The organism is Pseudomonas sp. TH07 (genome assembly GCF_016651285.1).
Taxonomy (GTDB): domain Bacteria; phylum Pseudomonadota; class Gammaproteobacteria; order Pseudomonadales; family Pseudomonadaceae; genus Aquipseudomonas.
The window spans coordinates 4,990,413-5,008,627 of the sequence record NZ_JAEKED010000001.1 but is presented as its reverse complement, the minus strand read 5'-3'; the positions used below and the strand labels follow the sequence as shown (position 1 = coordinate 5,008,627).

Below are 18,215 nucleotides of genomic sequence, written 5' to 3'. Positions count from 1 at the left end.
AAACGCTGGATTTCATAGTTTGCGCAGGGTGATTCATGACCACACAGCAGCTGTTTCTGGGGATCGACTGCGGCACCCAGGGCACCAAGGCGATTATTCTCGACACCCACAGCGGTCAGGTGCTGGGCCTGGGCGCGGCCCCCCACAGCCTGATCAGCGGCGACAACGGTCGGCGTGAACAAGACCCCCAGCAGTGGCTGCAAGCCTTCAGCCACGCCACCGCACAGGCCTTGCAGGCGGCCGGAGTCGATGGCCAGCAGATCCTCGGCATCGGCGTTTCAGGGCAGCAGCACGGCCTGGTGCTGCTCGACGACCAGGGCCAGGTGCTGCGTCCGGCCAAACTGTGGTGCGACACCGAATCCACCGCGGAAAACGACCGACTACTGGAATGGCTGGGGGGCGAGTCCGGTTCGCTGGAACGCCTGGGCCTGGTGATAGCCCCGGGCTACACAGTGTCCAAGCTGCTCTGGACCAAGGAGCAACATCCGCAGCTGTTCTCCCGTATCGCGCGGATTCTGCTGCCCCACGATTACCTGAACTTCTGGCTCACCGGGCGCGCCTGCAGCGAATACGGCGATGCCTCGGGCACCGGCTACTTCGATGTGCGCAGCCGCCAGTGGGACCTGGAACTGCTGGCCCATATCGATCCCAGCAGGCGCTTGCAGGCGGCACTGCCGCCGCTGATCGAGTCCGCGCAGGCGGTGGGCACCATCCTCCCGGACATCGCCCGGCACCTGGGGCTCAACCCTGCCGCCCTGGTTTCCAGTGGCGGCGGCGACAACATGATGGGCGCCATTGGCACCGGCAATATCCAGCCGGGGGCGATCACCATCAGCCTCGGCTCGTCCGGCACTGTGTATGCCTATGCCGACCAGCCCCAGGTCAGCCGCGATGCCTCGGTCGCGAGCTTCTGTTCATCCAGCGGCGGCTGGCTACCGTTGATCTGCACCATGAACCTGACCAATGCCACCGGCGCGGTGCGCGAACTGCTGGGCCTGGACCTGGAAACCTTCAACCAGCGGGTACAGCAAGCACCGATCGGCGCCCAGGGCGTGTGCATGCTGCCGTTCCTCAATGGCGAACGGGTGCCCGCCTTGCCCCACGCCACCGGCAGCCTGCTGGGGCTGACCATGGACAACCTGACCCAGGCCAATCTGTGCCGCGCCGTGGTGGAAGGCACCACCTTCGGGCTGCGCTATGGCCTGGACCTGCTGCGCAACAATGGCCTGCAAAGCCGCAGCATCCGCCTGATCGGCGGCGGCTCGAAAAGCCCGGTATGGCGGCAGATAGTCGCCGACATCATGGACACCCCGGTGGTCTGCACCCAGCAGAGCGAAGCCGCAGCCCTGGGCGCGGCAATCCAGGCCGCCTGGTGCCAGGCGCGCCAGAGCGGGCTCGACACCCCCCTGGGCGAATTGTGCGAACGCTGTGTCACGCTGGACCCGGGCAGTGAAACACTGCCGATTGCGGCGAATGTGAGCGCTTATCACGAACTGTACAAACGACATCACAATTATGTTTTATCTATTTGATTTTAAACGAATTTATCCATGAAAATCAGGCTTTCTGCTTGCAGAAAACGCCTTGCCGGAGCGCCTTGAGCCATGGATTCCCTGGGATTCGGTCACAAACCCAAGAATAAGCTTTAATAAAAATACGTAACCTATTGATGAGTAATGACTTATGTACCTTGTTTGCGGCGAAGCGCTGTTCGATTTCTTCAGCAAAGACGACGCCAGCGGCCTGACCTCGAAGGTGAATTACCAGGCCATTGCCGGTGGCTCGCCGTTCAACGTGGCCGTGGGACTGCGGCGGCTCGGGGTCGATGTCGGCCTGCTGGCCGGCCTGTCCAGTGACTTCCTCGGGCGCCGGCTGCATCAGGTGTTGCAGGAGGAAGGCGTGCGCACCGATTTCCTGGTGCAGTTCGAGGCGCCGACCACCCTGGCCATGGTGGCCGTGGGGGCTGACGGCTCACCCCAGTACAGCTTTCGCGGCGAAGGCTGCGCCGACCGCCAGCTGCAACCGAGCCATCTGCCGTTGTTGGGCAATGATGTACGCGGCTTGCATATCGGCTCGTTTTCCCTGGTGGTGCAGCCCATTGGTGACACCCTGCAAGCGCTGGTGCAACGCGAAAGCGGTCAGCGCCTGATCAGCCTCGACCCCAATGTCCGGCTCAATCCGCAGCCTGATATCGGCCTGTGGCGCCAGCGTATCGGCAGCCTGGTGCCGCATGCCGACCTGATCAAGGTCAGCGACGAGGACCTGAACCTGCTCTACCCTGACCGGGACCCTGCCGAAGTGATCCAGGGCTGGCTGCAGCAGCGCTGCCAATTGGCCTTCCTGACCCGCGGCGGCCAGGGCGCAACGGTCTTCAGCCGGGCCCACGGCAGTTGGTCGGTGCCGGCGCGACCAGTGACAATTGCCGACACCGTGGGTGCCGGCGATACCTTCCAGGCTGCCCTGATTGCCTGGCTGACCGAGCAGCAGCTGGATTCACCAGCGGGCCTGGCACAACTGAGCAAAGCCCAGGTCGACGCCCTGCTCGACTTTGCGGTCGGCGCCGCCGCCCTGACCTGCACCCGCACCGGGCCGGACCTGCCTTATCGGCAGCAACTGGGCTGAAACTCGGGTGGCTACAGGATCGAGAAGTTGTAGCTCAGGATCAGCCGGGTTTCGTCGGTATCCCGGGCAAACTTCTCGTAGTTGCTGCGGTAGGTGGCATTGCGCAGGCGCAGGTTCAGGCCCTTGAAATCGCCCTGCTGCACCACGTACTTCAGCTCGCTGTCGCGCTCCCACTCTCGACCCGCCTGGGCGCTGCCCGGCACGCTGATGTGGTCGCCGCTGACATAACGGGTGAGGAAGCTCAGGCCATTGAGGCCCAGGGCCTTGAAGTCGTAGTCATAACGCAACTGCCAGGAACGCTCCTGGGCGGCGGCGAAATCGTTGACCTGGACGTAGTTCACCAGGTACGGGTTGCTGCCATCCAGATACGGCATCGAGTTGGCGCCATTCATGCGCTGCCAGCCGGCACTGAAGGTATGGCCGCTGATGGCGTAGCCCAGCATGCCGCTCAGGGCGCGGTTATCGATCGAGCCCGCACGCTGGGCGCCGCTGTCGGCACTCTTGAACAGGCGCAGATCGGCCTTGAGTACGCCGCTGCCCAGGGGCTGATTGGCCAGCAGGCCGATAAAGTGCTGGCGATAGACGTCATCCAGCTGCGCGTAGTGGTACTGGGCGCTCAGGCGCTCATTGAAGCGGTAGTCGACCCCGTAACTGTCGAAGTGATCAGCCGTGGTGTTGCAGGCATAGCGCTTGTTCTTGCAATGCACGCGGATGTCCTGGGCATCGGTGGAATCACGGGCGGTGTAGCGATCCAGGCGGGCGGCGGTAAAGGTCAGATCCTGAAGCTCCCGGGAAGTCAGCAGGGCTCCGTTGAACAGGGTTGGCAACAGGCGACCGTCGTTGTATTTGAGCAATGGCAGGTCCGGCAGCAACGCGCCGTATCTGAGCTCGCTGCGGGAGAAACGCACCTTGGCCGTCAGGCCCAGCTTGGCGTATTGATCCTCGGAACCCCTGGGGTCCTGGCCGTGGGACGGCAACAGCCCGCTGTTGCTGCGACCCGGGCTGGAATCGAGCTTGAGCCCGAGCATGCCCAGCGCATCGAGGCCAAAGCCAAAGGTGCCCCGGGTGTACCCCGATTGCAGATTGAGGATAAAACCCTGGGCCGACTCCTCACGCTTGGAGGCCCCTTGTGCGGCACTGGTATGGCCGTCACGAAAATCACGGTTGAAGTAAACCGTGCGTGACTCCAGCCGCGCGCTGCTGTCTTCGAAAAAACCTTCAGCCCGCACCGGGCCGGCAAAACCGGCGCAGAGCAAGGCAGCGCCGAAGCCCAGGACCGGGCGCGCAGGGGACAAAGAAAATGGGCAACACATGAAAAAAGCTCCAACAGCCAATCGATACAGCGATAAAAACAAGCGGCCCCATCCACCCGACAAATTCGGATGCAGGGGCAAAATTGATTGAATCAATGAGGGGCGGCAATCATCGCAGATGGCTTTATGACACCAAACCCGACCTTAGTCTGACGGTGTCGCCCGGTTCAGCGGGTAGTCGGGGGTCGGTACGGAGAAACAACATGAAGTTTGGATCCGAATTCATGACCGCTCGTCGGCATTCTCCTACAGCAGATGCAGCTTTCTCTTAGTCATACATCAGATTATAAAATCACTTCAACTAATTGATATTTAAGGTAAATATCGAATTGGTTTTTTTATTTATTACACCCTCGTCATTTATACAACACGGCTTCGCGTCAATTAACCGTCTTTAGCATGTGATAGCGTCAAAAATACGGAAAAGCTGTTTTTTCGGCGTGCGCCAGCTGTCTGGCCAATAACCCCCATCATGCTCATCACGGACGAGGTCGTTCCCTTGGATATCAGAGCTTTAGCCGGCAATCCTGCAGGCAAGCCGTATGCTCGCGCACCGTCCGTTCTTTCAGGGGGCGCGCAACACGGGGGCTGCCACACATGAACATACTCATCACCGGGGCAGCCGGGTTCATTGGCGCCCATACGGCACTGCGTCTGCTCAAGGATGGGCATCAGGTGACCGGGTTGGATAACTTCAATGCCCATTACGACCCGCAGCTCAAGCAGGACCGGGTGCGTTGGGTCGCCGAGCAGGTGGGCCAATTCCCCCTACGACAGCTGGACCTGAACGACGCTCCGGCCCTGGGGCGGCTATTTGCCGAAGTCCGCCCGCAGGTGGTGATCCACCTTGCCACTCAGCCCGGTGGACGCTGTACCCAAGCGAACGCCCATGGGCAGTCTGATTGCAGCCAAGCGGGTTTGCAGCCGATCCTGGCCCCCTGCCAACGTCATACCGTTGAACACCTGATCTACGCCGCCCCCGAAAGCCATTGCACCTGCAAAGCAGGCAGTGCCTTGCAGGTGGACAATGACGGCCGCCTGCAAGGTATACCGTCCACCGCGCTGCGCTTTCTGACGGTGTATGGGCCCTGGGGGCGGCCAGACATGGCGCCCCATCTGTTTGCGCGGGCGATTTGCGAGGAGTTGCCGCTGAAACTGTTCAACCACGGCCTGCACCAGCGCGACTTCAGTTACATCGACGATGTGGTCCACTCCCTGGTCCGCCTGCTGCACAAGCCGCCCTCGGGCCACACCCAACTGCAGGACGAATCGCCGGCCTGGCTCGACAGCACCCTGCCCCGGCGCCTGTTCAATATCGGTGGGCAGCGCCTGGTGCAACTCAAGGATTACGTGGCCACCCTGGAACAGTTGCTGGGCCGCAAGGCCCGCTTTGAATACCTGAGCTTGCCGGGTAATGACCTGCCCCCAGGGCCGGAACCCATCAGCGCCCTGGAAAACCTCACCGGGTTCGGACCACAGACGCCGCTGGCCCAGGGGCTGGGACATTTCGTCGAGTGGTTTCACGCCTATTACCGGCCCGGCTGCGTGCCACCGGCGCCGGCACTGGAGCTCTCGGGGCAGAGTCCGCAACCCCAAGGCCGCGAATACTGATTGGCTTTTTTCTACAACTGCTTAGCTCCCTACTTAATCATTGGTTAATCCCGCGGTCCAAAGCTGTACTGGACCGCGCTAGCTCAGATACTTCTGATGCCCTCCGCGGCAGGTTCAGCGGCCATCCGGCGCTGAGCGACCTAATGTCTGCATCGGAGATTCATTATGAACGCGCGCATCCTGTTGATCGGCGCAGCCCTGGCCCTGACTGGCGTTACCGGGCTGGCCCAGGCCGATACCACCACCACACATCCCGTGCCCTATCACTACGGCATGCCCTTGCACGTGGCCAAAGTGGTGTCGATGACCGAGCCTACAACCCTGGAATGCAAGGTGGTGACGGCTGACATGAAGTTCATCGACAACGCCGGCAAGCTTGAAGACATCAGCTACAGCAAACTGTCCGAAGCCTGCAGCGATCAGAACTGAAACAGCCCCGGGGTCAGGCGCCGCAACCCTGCCACCTGACCCCGGCCACAGCGCCTGATTCAGTCGCTGCCTCCCGGCCCCGTTCGCCGGGCGTTATCAGATGCGCCCACGAAATACCCTGAGGCGCGGCTTCACCTTGGGCGCTATCGAATCGGCTGAATGAAATAAAGGAAATGACCTGAACGCAGCGCCTGACCGGGAAACCGGCTCGGCGCCGCATTGCATGGCAAAAAACCAGCCCAGGCCTGGGGTTCACCCAAGCCAGGCGTATGGTGACAAACCCCGGTGCCCCACTGCTTGACTAGTAGGCACGGGCTCGTTGGGGCAGGCTCTGCTGACCTGGATTGTGGGCCAGGTCATAGCGCAATTCGGCGATCAGCTCGTTGATTTCCCGGCAACCATTGAGGCCCGAGGCATCGATGCCGGTCACGACCAGGTCCACGCGGTCGGTTTCATGGTCGCCAAAGACTTTCACCGTCATGGACAAGTCCGGGCTCAAGGTGCATTGGCAGCGTTTGGGCAGAAAACTGCTTTCAATAATGTTGCGTAGTTCAAGGGCAGATAAAAACATGGCGACTCTCTCCTTTATTTGAGACTGCCAATCAATGGACAAAACAGCAGGGCTGCAGTGACTTCCGTGTTCGAGTGCGATCCGGGCCGTGCCTTGACCTTCCATGAAGACAGGACCAACTCCTAGACTAGGCCGCTTTCCCGCTCCCGCTAAATTCTATTTAGCTCTGAGCTCCAAGCTTTTTACCCAGGATTGCAGGCATCGATCCATTTGGAGGGATGGCCCCGCCACAGGCTGTTTCCGGGTGTGACACAGAGATCAGGCTTGAGGGTATGAGATGCACGGAACATGCCCAGGGCGACCACCGGGCATGCCTAGAACAATCAAGGGCTTGGGCCATAAATATCATTCCGACATCATGCAATCTGCAACAAAGGCCGCATTGCGCCCTGCAAATTGCCAGACCGCAGACGGACGGTTTGCATTGACCCAGCGCAGGCGGTAAGAATGCCCGACCCGGGCCCCGGCCCTGATCCACGCAAATGAGTGGGTCTTTCTTTTTATCCGCAAGGAGGCGTCATGCGCTCGACATCCATCCATTCCGCCGGCATTGCCCTGTTGCTGTGGGGTATTTCCTCAACGGCGAACGCCGCCAAACTTGAAGACGTAGCCCCCTACCCCAAGGCCGAATCCGGCTTCAACCGGCAAGTCATCCAGCTTCCGAAAAAATCCCAGGAACAGGACTACAAGGTCGAGATCCTTGCGGGCAAGACCCTGACCGTGGATTGCAACCAGCAACGCCTGGGCGGCAACCTGCAGGAGCAAACCCTCGAGGGCTGGGGCTATTCGTACTACCGCCTGGAGCAGGTGACGGGGCCCATGACCACCCTGATGGCCTGCCCCGATGGCAAGAGCCATCGCGCGTTCGTCCCGGTGATCGGTGACGGTTTCATGCTGCGCTACAACAGCAAGCTGCCCATCGTGATCTACGCCCCCAAGGACGTCGAAGTGCGCTACCGGATCTGGAGCGCCGGGAAAAAAGTCGACAGCGCCCGCGTCGAGTAAGTCGGCTGCCGGCGCTGCATCACCCCTGACCGATTCAGGTCCTCGTCGAATTCCAAGGATTGCCGAACATGATTACCTGCCATGTCAAATACGTGATCGACCCTTACCAACTCGCCGAATTCGAGGCCTACGCCAAGACCTGGATCGAGGTGGTCGAGCGCCTCGGTGGCACCCACCACGGCTATTTCCTGCCGTCCGAAGGCGCCAGCAATATCGCCTACTGCCTGTTCAGCTTCCCGTCCCTGGCCGACTACGAAAGCTACCGCCATATCGCCCTCACCGACCCGCAAAGCGTGGCCCTGGTGGATTCGCTGCTGGAGAAGAAATTCATCCTCAGCTACGAACGCAGCTTCATGCGTCCGTTGCTGGCCTGATCAGGCCGGCACGGCATTGCCCAGGGCCACGCGCTGGGCAATGCCGCCCAGGCTGTCGAAGTTGATATTGGCCCCCGAGTCGATGGCGACCAGGGTTTGCCCGCGCACTTGCCGCTGCGCCACGTAGCGCTTGATCCCGGCCACGGCCAGGGCGCCGGAAGGTTCGGTGATCGAGCGGGTATCGTCGTAGATGTCCTTGATTGCGGCGCAGAGTTCATCATTGCTGACGGTCAAGACCTCATCCACATAGTGGCGGCAGATCTCGAACCCATGAACGCCGACTTGGGCCACCGCGACCCCATCGGCGAAGGTGCCAACGCTGGGCAAAACCACCCGTTCCCCGGCCTTGAGCGCCATTTGCAGGCAATTGGAGTGCTCGGATTCCACGCCCACGATGCGCACCTCGGGGCGCAGGTACTTGACGTAGGCGGCAATCCCGGCGATCAGCCCGCCCCCACCCACCGGTACAAAGATCGCATCCAGCGCCCCGGGCTGCTGGCGCAGGATCTCCATGCCGACGGTGCCCTGCCCGGCGATCACATCCGGGTCGTCGAACGGTGAGACAAAGGTGCGCCCGGTCTGCGCCGCCAGCTCCAGGGCGTAGGCCAGGGCAAACGGAAAGCTCGGCCCGTGCAGCACCGCCTCGGCCCCACGGCTGCGCACCCCGATCACCTTCAGCTCCGGGGTGTGGGTGGGCATGACGATGGTTGCCTCGATACCCAGCTCCCGCGCCGCCAGGGCCACACCCTGGGCGTGATTGCCCGCCGAGGCGGTAATCACCCCACGCTGACGCTGCGCCTCGCTGAGCTGTGACAACTTGTTGTAGGCGCCGCGAATCTTGAAGGAAAAGGTCGGTTGCAGGTCTTCGCGCTTGAGCAGGATCTGATTGCCCAGTGCTTGGGATAGGGCCGGCGCCAATTGCAGCGGCGTGCGCACCGCCAGGTCATAGACCGGCGCCGCGAGGATTTTCTTCACATAGCCTTCAAGCAGCCCGAGTTGCGGGTCCTGGCGGTTGGCGCGGGTCATGGGAGGTCTCCTGGGTGGTGTTCGAAGCCCGGAAGACAGAGAGAAAAAACCCGCCTCCAGGGCGGGTTGGGTGCAGTCGTCAGCAAGCCCGCCAATAAGGAATGGCGGTAATAATGCTTGGCTGGGAACGGAATGCTGGGGAAGTCATGCACGGAAATTACCCGGCAAAAGGCTGACCCGTCAATGGACATTTCGCCACCAAGCCGCGCTTTATCTGAAGCAACCCCTGGCTAGATCCATGCTCAAGGGCTTTTCGCCAGCCGCTTCAGCCCCAGCACCATGGCCCCCGCCCCCAGGCCCATGGCGCTGAGAAACAACGGGTACGACACCCACCAGGGCGTGCCGGCCGTCATCATGCTGAACTCCGACATGCCGCCGATGCTGGCCAGCAGGTTGAGCGGCAGAAACACCACGTTGATCAGCGTCAGCTTGCGCAACAGGCTGTTCATGTTGTTGTTCATCAGGTTGCCGCGGGCATCGATCAGCCCGGAGAATACCGTGGAGTAGATCTCCGCCTGCTTGTAGCACTGGTTGTTTTCGATGATCAGATCGTCGATCAGGCCCACCGCCTGCGGGCTGAAATGCTCCTTCTCGGCATGGTTGCGCAACCGGGTCAGGACCGCACCGTTGCTGTGAATCGCATTGATGTAATAGATCAGGCTCTCGCTGAGGTTGAACATCTGCACCAGGTGGCGGTTTTCCATGGAGGCGTTGAACTGCTGCTGCAACTCCCGGGCGACCATCTTGATCACCTTCAGGTGCCCCAGGTAGTGGTGAATATTGCCCAGCAGCAGGTCCAGCAGTACATCCAGCGGCGTGTGCAGGGCCTGGCGCTGGCCCAGGCCGTCGAGTTGGCCGTCGTCGGTGGCGATCACCAGCAGGCGATCCGGCGAAAACAGCAACCCGCAGGACGACACCTCGAACGCCAGGCTGCCGCCGCCGGAGTAGTTTTCCGGGCGCTTCCAGATCAGGAACAGGTTGTCGGGATGAAACTCGATGCGCGACACCTCGTCCGGGTCCAGGGCGGAGGCCAGGGCATGCTCATCGAGCTTGAACGCGCTGTGCAGCAGGTCGCGCTCCCCCAGGTCGGGGTTGCAGAACAGCATCACTTCGGCGTCCAGCCGCTGCACCGGCAGCAGGCGCCCCTGGGCCAAGCGGTAGCTCTGGATCATCGCGGCGGCCTCACCAGGCCTGGCCGCGACGCTTGAGCTCCAGGCGTCGGACAAACTCCTCAAGCACCAGGGAATACAGGTCGTCCTGCAAGTAGGCGTCTTCGATGCCGGCGTCCATGTTCGGGTTGTCGTTGACCTCGATCACCACCACCTTGTCGCCGGACTGCTTGAGGTCGACCCCATACAGGCCGTCGCCGATCAGGTTGGCGGTCTTCACCGCCAGTTCCACCACTGCTCGCGGCGCCTCATGCACCGCTAGGGTCCGGCACTCGCCGTTGATGTCCTGGCCCTTGGCCTTGTGGTTGTAGATCTGCCAGTGGCCCTTGGACATAAAGTACTGGCAGGCAAAGATCGGTTTGCGGTTGAGCACGCCGATGCGCCAGTCGTACTCGGTGTAGAAAAACTCCTGGGCCAGCAACAGCACCGAATGCTCGAACAGCTCGGCCGTGGCCTCCAGCAGCGCCTGCTGGCTTTCGACCTTGATCACCCCACGGGAGAAACAGCCGTCGGGGATCTTCAGCACCAGCGGGAACCCCAGGCGCTCGCCCACGCGCTCGAAGTCCTGCGGTCGCTCCTTGTACAGAATCTCGGTGGCCGGCATGCCCAATTGATGGCTCTTGAGCAGGTCGGTCAGGTACACCTTGTTGGTACAGCGCAGGATCGACGCCGGATCATCCATCACCACCAGCCCCTCGCTCTCGGCCTTTTTCGCGAAGCGGTAGGTGTGGTTGTCGACATTGGTGGTTTCGCGGATCAACAAGGCGTCGTATTCGGCCAGGCGTGAGTAATCCTTTTTCTCGATCAGTTCGACATCGATGCCCAGCCCCTTGCCGACCCGGATAAAACGCTCCAGGGCCAGGGCGTTGGACGGCGGCAAGGCTTCCTGAGGGTCATGCAGGATCGCCAGGTCATAACGGGCCATGCGCCGCGAGCGTGGCAGGCGCCAGATCTTGCGGCTGAAACTGTCCAGGGCATTGGCGAATTGATCTTCCTGATCATCGCGCACTTTATGCAACGTGCCGGACTTGACCCCTTCAATATGCCAGCCGTTAGTTCTCTTGAAGTCAACTAACAGTATGGGACAGGGAAACAACTCGAATAACTGACGCGCCAGATCCTGCAACGGCTCGATACTACTTTTGCCGAAGTACAAGGTCAGGGTAAAGGCTTCAGTGTCACTGTAAGCATGATTATTCAGGGCCTTTTCCAGGGTTTTATCCAGGTCATCCAAGGCCAGGCCATACAGCGACTTACGGGTCAGCTCGCTGATGGTCCGCACCGAAGGAATCACCCGATGGCCCCGCGCCTCGGCCAGCAACGAGCAGTAGTAGCCATGGCCCAAGTACTTGTAGCTGCGGCACAGGTTGATCACCTGGACCCGCTTGCCCGGCTCGTTGCCACGGGTTTGCTCAAGGTATTCCTGAGCCGTGACCACGTCTTCGCTGGGGAAGTAGGACGCCCAGTCTTCCTTGCGTTCGACAATAATAACCAGCTGGCTGGAAGTTCTAGCCGCCTCGGAAAAATAAGCAGTTGTCGTTATTGTTTCCGGCAAACTTTGCTCGGATACTTCACGCCATTGACCCTGTACCGCTGACATAGTGATTGATCCGCTGAAGAACAAGACCGTTTCTATTAAGCATGAAGTTTTTTAAAAGTCCCGTTTCATTACGCAACTTTTACGGCGGTTATATGGATCTTGTCTTTCGCACTGCAACCCTCGACGACCTGCCCAGTCTGCTGGCGCTGGAACAGCAATGTTTCACCAGCGACCGGCTGACGCCGCGCAGCTTCCAATGGATGATCAGCCGGGCCCATGGGCAGTTGGTCGTCGCCGAACACCAGGGAGGCATTCAGGGCTATGCCCTGGTGCTGTTTCACCGTGGCACTTCGTTGGCGCGCTTGTATTCGATCGCCACCGCCGTGCAGGCACGGGGCCAGGGCCTGGGGCAGCGCCTGCTGCAAGAGATCGAGGCACGGGCCCTGGCGCATGACTGCGCCTATCTGCGCCTGGAGGTGCGCAGCGACAACCCGTCGGCGATTGCCCTCTATGAGCGCAACGGCTATCGGCGCTTTGCCCTGATCCACGACTATTACCAGGACCACGCCGATGCCCTGCGCCTGGAAAAACGCATCCTGCAGCACCGCGAGACCCGCAGCATCCGCGTGCCCTACTACCCCCAGACCACCGACTTCACCTGCGGCCCGGCCTGCCTGTTGATGGCCATGGGCGCCCTGCTACCCGGCCGGCTGCTGGAGCGACGCGAAGAACTGCAGATCTGGCGTGAAGCCACCACCGTGTTCATGACCGCAGGCCATGGCGGCTGCAGCCCCCAGGGTTTGGCACTGGCGGCCTGGCAGCGAGGTTTTCGGGTGCGGTTACAGGTCAATACCGTGGGCCCGCTGTTTCTCAATGGCGTGCGGGACGAGCGTAAAAAGGACGTCATGCGCCTGGTTCACGAAGAGTTCTGCGCGCAACTTGCCCAGAGTTCGGTGCAGCAGGTGCTGGGCGGACCGCTGGACCTGCCGCGCCTGCTGCACGACGGTGGGCAGCCCCTGGTGCTGATCAGCAGTTATCGCCTGACCCGCTCCAAGGCGCCGCATTGGGTGATGGTCACTGACTGTGACCCGGATTTTGTCTACCTGCACGACCCGGACGTCGACCACAGCCAGCATCGCCAGGCCGTGGACTGCCAGCACTTGCCGGTGAGCCACGCCGAGTTCGCCAAGATGTGCAGCTTCGGCAGCAGCAAGCTGCGGGCGGCGGTGGTGCTGTACGCCCCCCAGGCACAGGTGCCGGATGCGAGCGGTGACCCTGGCCCCGGCGCCGCCGGCAATCAGTTCAGGCCTACGCGGTACAGCCCGCCCTTGTCCTCGTCGGTCAAGACATAGAGGTAACCGTCCGGCCCCTGGCGCACATCGCGGATGCGCGCCTTGAGTTCGCCGAGCAGGCGCTCTTCATGCACCACCTGCTCGCCGTCGAATTGCAGGCGAATCAACTCCTGCGAGGCCAGGGCGCCGATAAACACGTTGTGCTGCCAGGCCTTGAAGCGGTCACCGTCATAGAACGCCATGCCGCTGATGCCCGGAGACTTCTCCCAGACATGGTGCGGGGCCACGGTGCCTGGTGCGCTCTGCCCCTGAGCTTCAGGGATCGGCTGGCCGGAGTAATTGATGCCGTGGGTCGCCAGGGGCCAGCCGTAGTTCTTGCCGCGCTCGATGATGTTGATTTCATCGCCGCCCTTGGGCCCGTGCTCGTTCTCCCACAAGGTGCCGCTCCAGGGATTGAGGGCCGCGCCCTGGGGATTGCGGTGGCCGTAGGACCAGATTTCCGGACGCACGCCGCTTTGGCCGACGAAGGGGTTGTCGTCCGGCACCTTGCCGTCAGCGAAGAGGCGCACGACTTTGCCTTGCAGCTTGTCCAGGTCCTGGGCCGTCGGCCGATCGTTGTTTTCGCCGAGGGTGATAAACAGGTAGCCGTCACGGTCGAACACCAGCCGCGAGCCGAAGTGATTGCCCGTGGAGAGTTTGGGCTCCTGGCGGAAGATCACCTGGAAACCTTCCAGGCTCTTCAGGTCACTGGACAGCCGGCCACGACCCACCGCCGTCCCGGCGGTGCCGCCTTCGCCACCACCCTCGGCGTACGACAGGTAGACCATGCGGTCCTGCTTGAAGTCCGGTGACAGCACCACGTCCAAAAGGCCGCCCTGGCCCTTGGCCCAGACCTGCGGCACACCGGTCAGTGGCGCCGATATCCGGCCGTCGGCGTTGACCAGCCGCAGGTGGCCGGGGCGCTCGGTCACCAGCATGCCCTGGCTGTCCGGAAGGAAGGCCAGGGCCCAGGGATGATCGAGGTTCTGGGTGATCGGGGTGACGCTGAGGGTGCCCTGCTCGCTGGCATATTGCTGCGCGGTGGCAGCCGAGGCGGCGGGTACGGTGGTCAGGAAAACACTGGCGCAGAACGTGGCCAGGAGAGTTTTACGCAACATGCACTATTCCTTCCGTTGCTTGAAAGTCCGGCGGGCCAAGGACCGTCAACGTCCTCGGCAGCGCTCAGCGTCTGTCATTCGATTGAGGGTCACGGCTACCGGGTTGGGGCTGCGGATTGGCTCTGGGCGGGCTGCCGGTGCGTGGATAGCCGTTGCCGATGCCGCCGTTTTCCAGGGTCGGCGGACGCGGCACCGGGGCGGTATTCGGCCCGCGAATGGCCGGGGCGCTGGGTTGGGTGCCTTGCATGCTATTGGGGTTGGCCCGGCGCGTCGGGCTGTTGTAGGGGTTGTCGTTGCCGCTATTGGGCAGGCTCTGCGCCAGCAATAATTTCGCTTCGCCAGTACCGGCCTGTGGAGCGGCCTGCACCACGGCGCTGGCACATGCGGCCAGGGCGAGCGCGGCCAGGCGTCCCATCAGTCTGTTCATAGGGCCCTCGTTGATAGCAAGCAGATATCAGTTTCGAGTCCACGCTACGCCCGGGGTTCGCCTTTGTTAATTAAATAATCCTTAAGAACTTGTAACACCGAATATCCGCAGCCGGCCTGGTCCGGGAATCGTCAGGGAATCGCCGCGCGTTAATGGGCGAAACTTTTGCCGAACGCCGCAGGTCACCTGAAGACTCACACTGCAGAGGCGACGACCATGGCACGGGCAATCTGGAAGGGCGCGATCAGTTTCGGTCTGGTGCATATCCCGGTGGCCCTGGTGTCGGCCACGGCGTCCCACGGCGTCGACTTCGACTGGCTGGATCAGCGCAGCATGGACCCGGTGGGCTACAAGCGCGTGAACAAAGTCACCGGCAAGGAAGTCACCAAGGAACACATCGTCAAGGGCGTGCAATACGAGAAAGGCCGCTATGTGGTGCTCAGCGAAGAGGAAATCCGTTCGGCGCACCCGCTGTCGACCCAGACCATCGATATCTTTGCCTTCGTCGACAGCCAGCAGATCCCCCTGCAAAACATCGACACCCCGTACTTCCTCGCTCCGGACAAACGCGGCGGCAAGGTCTACGCGCTGCTGCGCGAGACCCTGACCAGCACCGACAAGGTCGCCCTCGCCCACGTGGTGCTGCACACCCGCCAGCACCTGGCGGCACTGATGCCCCTGGAGTCGGCGCTGGTGCTGGTGATGCTGCGCTGGCCGGCCGAGGTGCGCAGCCTCGACGAACTCGAACTGGGGGCCGAAGTCACCCAGCCGCAGTTGGCCAAGGGGGAGCTGCAAATGGCCAAGCGCCTGGTGGAAGACATGAGCGCCGACTGGGAGCCCGAGCAGTACCGCGACAGCTTCGAGGACAAGATCCACGCCCTGGTGGAGAAGAAAGCCCGCGCCGGCAAGATCGAGGACGTCGAGACCCAGGCTGGCGAGGAGCAACGCAAAAGCGCCGACATTATCGACCTCACCGAAATGCTCAAGCGCAGCCTCGGCTCGCGCCCCAGCGCCAAGGCCCCGGCCAAACCGGCCACCCGACGCGCGCCTGCCAAACCCGCCAGCAAAAAAGCCCCCAGCAAGAAGTCCACGCACAAGACCCGCGCCTGAACCTCGCATGGGCGCGCAGCACAAGGTAGTCCGTCATGGCCAGACCCCTGAGTGAATACAGCCGCAAACGCAATTTCGACATCACCTCCGAGCCCTCGGACACGCCGTCGGCCAAGGACAGGCCGGGGGCCTCGGCCTTGCGTTTCGTGATCCAGAAACACGATGCACGCAACCTGCATTACGACTTTCGCCTGGAGCTGGGCGGCACCCTGAAAAGCTGGGCGGTGCCCAAGGGCCCGAGCCTGGACCCGACTCAGAAACGCCTGGCCGTGCATGTCGAAGACCACCCCCTGAGTTACCGCGATTTCGAGGGCAGCATCCCTGCCGGCCAATATGGCGCCGGCGATGTGATCGTCTGGGACCATGGCGTGTGGCAGCCCCATGGCGATCCGCAGGCCGGCTACGAGGCCGGGAAGCTCAAGTTCCGCCTGATCGGCGAAAAGCTGGCAGGTGACTGGACCCTGGTCCGCACCCATTTACGCGGCAGTGGCGACAAGCAGCAGTGGCTGTTGATCAAGGAAAACGACCCGCAAGCCCGTTCCGCCGATGAATACGACGTCCTCGAAGACCTGCCTAAAAGCGTGATCAGCCAGGCCACGGTCGGTGCCGGCCGGAGTAAGCCAAAATCCCCGCCCAAAGACAAAAAGTCCACGCGCGCCACAGCAGCCGCCACGGCCCTGCCAGAACGCCTGGCACCGCAGTTGGCGACCCTGGCCGAACAGCCGCCCAACGGTGACTGGCGCTACGAGATCAAATTCGACGGCTACCGAATCATGGCCCGGATCGAAAAAGGCCAGGTGCGCCTGCTGACCCGCAACGGCCATGACTGGACCCCGCGCCTGCCGTTGCAGGCCAAGGCCCTGGCGGCGCTGAAGTTGCGCGACAGCTGGCTGGATGGCGAGGTGGTGGTGCTCAACGACAAGGGCCTGCCAGACTTCCAGGCCTTGCAGAGCGCCTTCGACATCGGCCGCAGCCTGGACATCATTTACTACCTGTTCGACGCCCCGTTCCTGCAAGGCGCCGACCTGCGCCAGACGCCGCTGGAAGAGCGCCGAGCCCTGCTCAAGCAGGCCCTGGGGCGCAAGAACAGCAAGGTGCTGCGCTTCTCCGAGGCCTTCGCCGCCCACCATCAGGATATTTTCGAGAGCGCCTGCGCCCTGTCCCTGGAAGGCGTGATCGGCAAGCGCGCCGGCAGCCCCTATGTGTCGCGGCGCAGCCCGGACTGGATCAAGCTCAAATGCCGCCTGCGCCAGGAGTTCGTGATCATCGGCTACACCCGCCCGCAAGGCTCGCGCAGCGGCTTTGGTGCGTTGCTGCTGGGGGTGTACGCCACGTCCGGGCTGGTCTACGCCGGGCGCGTGGGCACCGGGTTCAACCAGGCCATGCTGAAACAGCTGCATGGCCAGATGCAGCCACTGGAACGCCCTGCCTCGCCCCTGGCCAAGCCACTGACGACGGCCCAGGCCCGGGGCGTGCACTGGATCGAACCGCAGTTGGTGGGCGAAGTGGAGTTTGCCGAGTGGACCCGTGAAGACCTGGTGCGCCAGGCCGCCTTTATTGCCCTGCGCAGCGACAAACCGGCGACCCAGGTGGTTCGCGAGCAGGCACCAGCACCCAGGGAGCATCGAACGCCAGCGGAGAAACACAGCCCGAGCCAGCCCCCGGACAGTGTCGCCGGGGTGCGCATCAGTCACCCGGAACGGGTCATCGATGCCCGCAGCGGCACCACCAAGCTTGAGCTGGCCCAGTTCTACCAAAGCATCGGCGACTGGATCCTGCCCCACCTGCGGCGGCGCCCGGTGTCCTTGCTGCGCGCGCCCGAAGGGGTCGAGGGCGAGCAATTCTTCCAGAAACACGCCGAGCACCTGGCCATCCCCCACATCAAGCACCTGGACCCGGCCCTGGACCCCGGCCATGCACGCCTGATGGAAATCGACAGCCTGCCGGCGCTGATCGGCGCGGCGCAGATGGGCACGGTCGAGTTGCACACCTGGGGCGCCACCACCGAGCACATCGACACCCCGGACCAGTTTGTCCTGGACCTCGACCCGGACCCGGCCCTGCCCTGGAAAACCATGCTCGAAGCGACCCAGCTGACCCTTTCAGTGCTCGACGAACTGGGGCTGCAGGCGTTTCTGAAAACCAGTGGCGGCAAGGGCATGCACCTGATCGTGCCGCTGGCACGGGTCCATGACTGGACCACGGTCAAGGCCTTCGCCAAGGCCATCGCGCACTTTATGGCGCAGCAGTTGCCGGAGCGGATCAGCGCCACCATGGGCCCGAAGAACCGCGTCGGGAAAATATTCGTCGACTACCTGCGTAATGCCCGTGGCGCCAGCACCGTGGCGGCCTACTCGGTCAGGGCCAGGCCCGGCCTGCCGGTGTCGGTGCCTATCAGCCGCGATGAGCTGCCAGGGTTGCGCAGCGCCCAGCAATGGGACATCCGCACCCTCTGGCAACGCCTGGAAACCCTCAAAGACGACCCCTGGAACGGCTATGGCCATCGGCAGCGGATCAGCGCAAAAATGTGGCAGCAACTGGGGGCCAGTCCCCCCTGAGACGAGGGGCG

Annotated in this window: 15 protein-coding genes and 1 pseudogene; 9 read left to right on the top strand and 7 right to left on the bottom strand. The window is 62.4% G+C overall.

The features are described from left to right. The first annotated feature begins 35 nt into the window (after positions 1-35). Positions 36-1,532, top strand: a complete 1,497-nt coding sequence (gene xylB / locus JFU57_RS22945; RefSeq protein ID WP_201130865.1) for a xylulokinase — start codon at positions 36-38, stop codon at positions 1,530-1,532. A gap of 151 nt (positions 1,533-1,683) precedes the next feature. Next, entirely contained in the window at positions 1,684-2,622 is a 939-nt protein-coding gene (locus tag JFU57_RS22940; RefSeq protein WP_201130864.1) for a carbohydrate kinase family protein, read from the top strand. A gap of 11 nt (positions 2,623-2,633) precedes the next feature. On the opposite strand, the gene JFU57_RS22935 is transcribed toward JFU57_RS22940, so the two are convergent. Next, positions 2,634-3,935, bottom strand: a complete 1,302-nt coding sequence (locus JFU57_RS22935; protein ID WP_201130863.1) for an OprD family porin — start codon at positions 3,933-3,935, stop codon at positions 2,634-2,636. A gap of 597 nt (positions 3,936-4,532) precedes the next feature. Between JFU57_RS22935 and JFU57_RS22930 the strand changes: the two genes are divergently transcribed. Together JFU57_RS22930 and JFU57_RS22925 are read left to right on the top strand one after the other, a co-directional pair. Continuing rightward, positions 4,533-5,546, top strand: coding sequence for an NAD-dependent epimerase/dehydratase family protein (locus JFU57_RS22930; protein WP_201130862.1), 1,014 nt, complete (start codon positions 4,533-4,535; stop codon positions 5,544-5,546). Positions 5,547-5,711: 165 nt separating this feature from the next. After that, complete coding sequence (locus JFU57_RS22925; RefSeq protein WP_078472226.1) at positions 5,712-5,975, top strand: DUF2790 domain-containing protein; 264 nt, start codon at positions 5,712-5,714, stop codon at positions 5,973-5,975. Positions 5,976-6,276: 301 nt separating this feature from the next. Here the strand turns inward: JFU57_RS22925 and JFU57_RS22920 are convergent, their stop codons facing one another. Then, a complete protein-coding gene (locus JFU57_RS22920) occupies positions 6,277-6,546 on the bottom strand; it encodes a DUF1652 domain-containing protein (RefSeq protein ID WP_020298056.1) in 270 nt (89 codons plus the stop codon). Positions 6,547-7,065: 519 nt separating this feature from the next. Between JFU57_RS22920 and eco the strand changes: the two genes are divergently transcribed. Together eco and JFU57_RS22910 are read left to right on the top strand one after the other, a co-directional pair. Next, positions 7,066-7,551, top strand: a complete 486-nt coding sequence (eco, locus tag JFU57_RS22915; RefSeq protein WP_201130861.1) for a serine protease inhibitor ecotin — start codon at positions 7,066-7,068, stop codon at positions 7,549-7,551. Between the two features lie 68 nt (positions 7,552-7,619). Then, positions 7,620-7,925: an NIPSNAP family protein gene (locus JFU57_RS22910; RefSeq protein ID WP_020298058.1), complete on the top strand. Its 306-nt coding sequence runs from the start codon at positions 7,620-7,622 to the stop codon at positions 7,923-7,925. Here the strand turns inward: JFU57_RS22910 and ilvA are convergent, their stop codons facing one another. From ilvA to JFU57_RS22895, 3 genes are all read right to left on the bottom strand, one after another. After that, positions 7,926-8,951, bottom strand: coding sequence for a threonine ammonia-lyase, biosynthetic (gene ilvA / locus JFU57_RS22905; RefSeq protein ID WP_201130860.1), 1,026 nt, complete (start codon positions 8,949-8,951; stop codon positions 7,926-7,928). Positions 8,952-9,193: 242 nt separating this feature from the next. Beyond that, positions 9,194-10,123: a magnesium transporter CorA family protein gene (locus JFU57_RS22900; protein ID WP_078472223.1), complete on the bottom strand. Its 930-nt coding sequence runs from the start codon at positions 10,121-10,123 to the stop codon at positions 9,194-9,196. 10 nt (positions 10,124-10,133) lie between these two features. After that, entirely contained in the window at positions 10,134-11,720 is a 1,587-nt protein-coding gene (locus JFU57_RS22895; protein ID WP_242487470.1) for a RimK family protein, read from the bottom strand. Positions 11,721-11,812: 92 nt separating this feature from the next. Between JFU57_RS22895 and JFU57_RS22890 the strand changes: the two are divergent. Continuing rightward, positions 11,813-12,898 (top strand): annotated as a pseudogene (locus JFU57_RS22890) (peptidase C39 family protein); the annotation flags it as partial. A 59-nt stretch (positions 12,899-12,957) separates the two neighbouring features. Here JFU57_RS22890 and JFU57_RS22885 read toward each other — a convergent pair. Continuing rightward, positions 12,958-14,109, bottom strand: a complete 1,152-nt coding sequence (locus JFU57_RS22885; protein WP_078472221.1) for a PQQ-dependent sugar dehydrogenase — start codon at positions 14,107-14,109, stop codon at positions 12,958-12,960. 64 nt (positions 14,110-14,173) lie between these two features. Continuing rightward, positions 14,174-14,536, bottom strand: a complete 363-nt coding sequence (locus tag JFU57_RS22880) for a hypothetical protein (protein WP_078472220.1) — start codon at positions 14,534-14,536, stop codon at positions 14,174-14,176. 216 nt (positions 14,537-14,752) lie between these two features. Here JFU57_RS22880 and ku point away from each other — a divergent pair, with 216 nt between their 5' ends. Beyond that, positions 14,753-15,646 carry a non-homologous end joining protein Ku gene (ku, locus tag JFU57_RS22875; protein ID WP_201130859.1) on the top strand — a complete coding sequence of 298 codons (894 nt, stop codon included), beginning with the start codon at positions 14,753-14,755 and terminating at the stop codon, positions 15,644-15,646. A 35-nt stretch (positions 15,647-15,681) separates the two neighbouring features. Further along, positions 15,682-18,204 (top strand): DNA ligase D, encoded by a 2,523-nt coding sequence (ligD, locus tag JFU57_RS22870; protein WP_201130858.1) that lies wholly within the window; start codon positions 15,682-15,684, stop codon positions 18,202-18,204. The last annotated feature ends 11 nt before the right edge of the window (positions 18,205-18,215 follow it).

Coding starts and splice junctions, on each gene's coding strand:
- JFU57_RS22925 (WP_078472226.1), top strand. CDS start 5,712: ATGAACGCGCGCATCCTGTTGATCGGCGCAGCCCTGGCCCTGACTGGC.
- xylB (WP_201130865.1), top strand. CDS start 36: ATGACCACACAGCAGCTGTTTCTGGGGATCGACTGCGGCACCCAGGGC.
- ligD (WP_201130858.1), top strand. CDS start 15,682: ATGGCCAGACCCCTGAGTGAATACAGCCGCAAACGCAATTTCGACATC.
- JFU57_RS22930 (WP_201130862.1), top strand. CDS start 4,533: ATGAACATACTCATCACCGGGGCAGCCGGGTTCATTGGCGCCCATACG.
- ku (WP_201130859.1), top strand. CDS start 14,753: ATGGCACGGGCAATCTGGAAGGGCGCGATCAGTTTCGGTCTGGTGCAT.
- JFU57_RS22920 (WP_020298056.1), bottom strand. CDS start 6,546: ATGTTTTTATCTGCCCTTGAACTACGCAACATTATTGAAAGCAGTTTT.
- JFU57_RS22940 (WP_201130864.1), top strand. CDS start 1,684: ATGTACCTTGTTTGCGGCGAAGCGCTGTTCGATTTCTTCAGCAAAGAC.
- JFU57_RS22935 (WP_201130863.1), bottom strand. CDS start 3,935: ATGTGTTGCCCATTTTCTTTGTCCCCTGCGCGCCCGGTCCTGGGCTTC.
- JFU57_RS22900 (WP_078472223.1), bottom strand. CDS start 10,123: ATGATCCAGAGCTACCGCTTGGCCCAGGGGCGCCTGCTGCCGGTGCAG.
- eco (WP_201130861.1), top strand. CDS start 7,066: ATGCGCTCGACATCCATCCATTCCGCCGGCATTGCCCTGTTGCTGTGG.
- ilvA (WP_201130860.1), bottom strand. CDS start 8,951: ATGACCCGCGCCAACCGCCAGGACCCGCAACTCGGGCTGCTTGAAGGC.
- JFU57_RS22880 (WP_078472220.1), bottom strand. CDS start 14,536: ATGAACAGACTGATGGGACGCCTGGCCGCGCTCGCCCTGGCCGCATGT.
- JFU57_RS22895 (WP_242487470.1), bottom strand. CDS start 11,720: ATGTCAGCGGTACAGGGTCAATGGCGTGAAGTATCCGAGCAAAGTTTG.
- JFU57_RS22910 (WP_020298058.1), top strand. CDS start 7,620: ATGATTACCTGCCATGTCAAATACGTGATCGACCCTTACCAACTCGCC.
- JFU57_RS22885 (WP_078472221.1), bottom strand. CDS start 14,109: ATGTTGCGTAAAACTCTCCTGGCCACGTTCTGCGCCAGTGTTTTCCTG.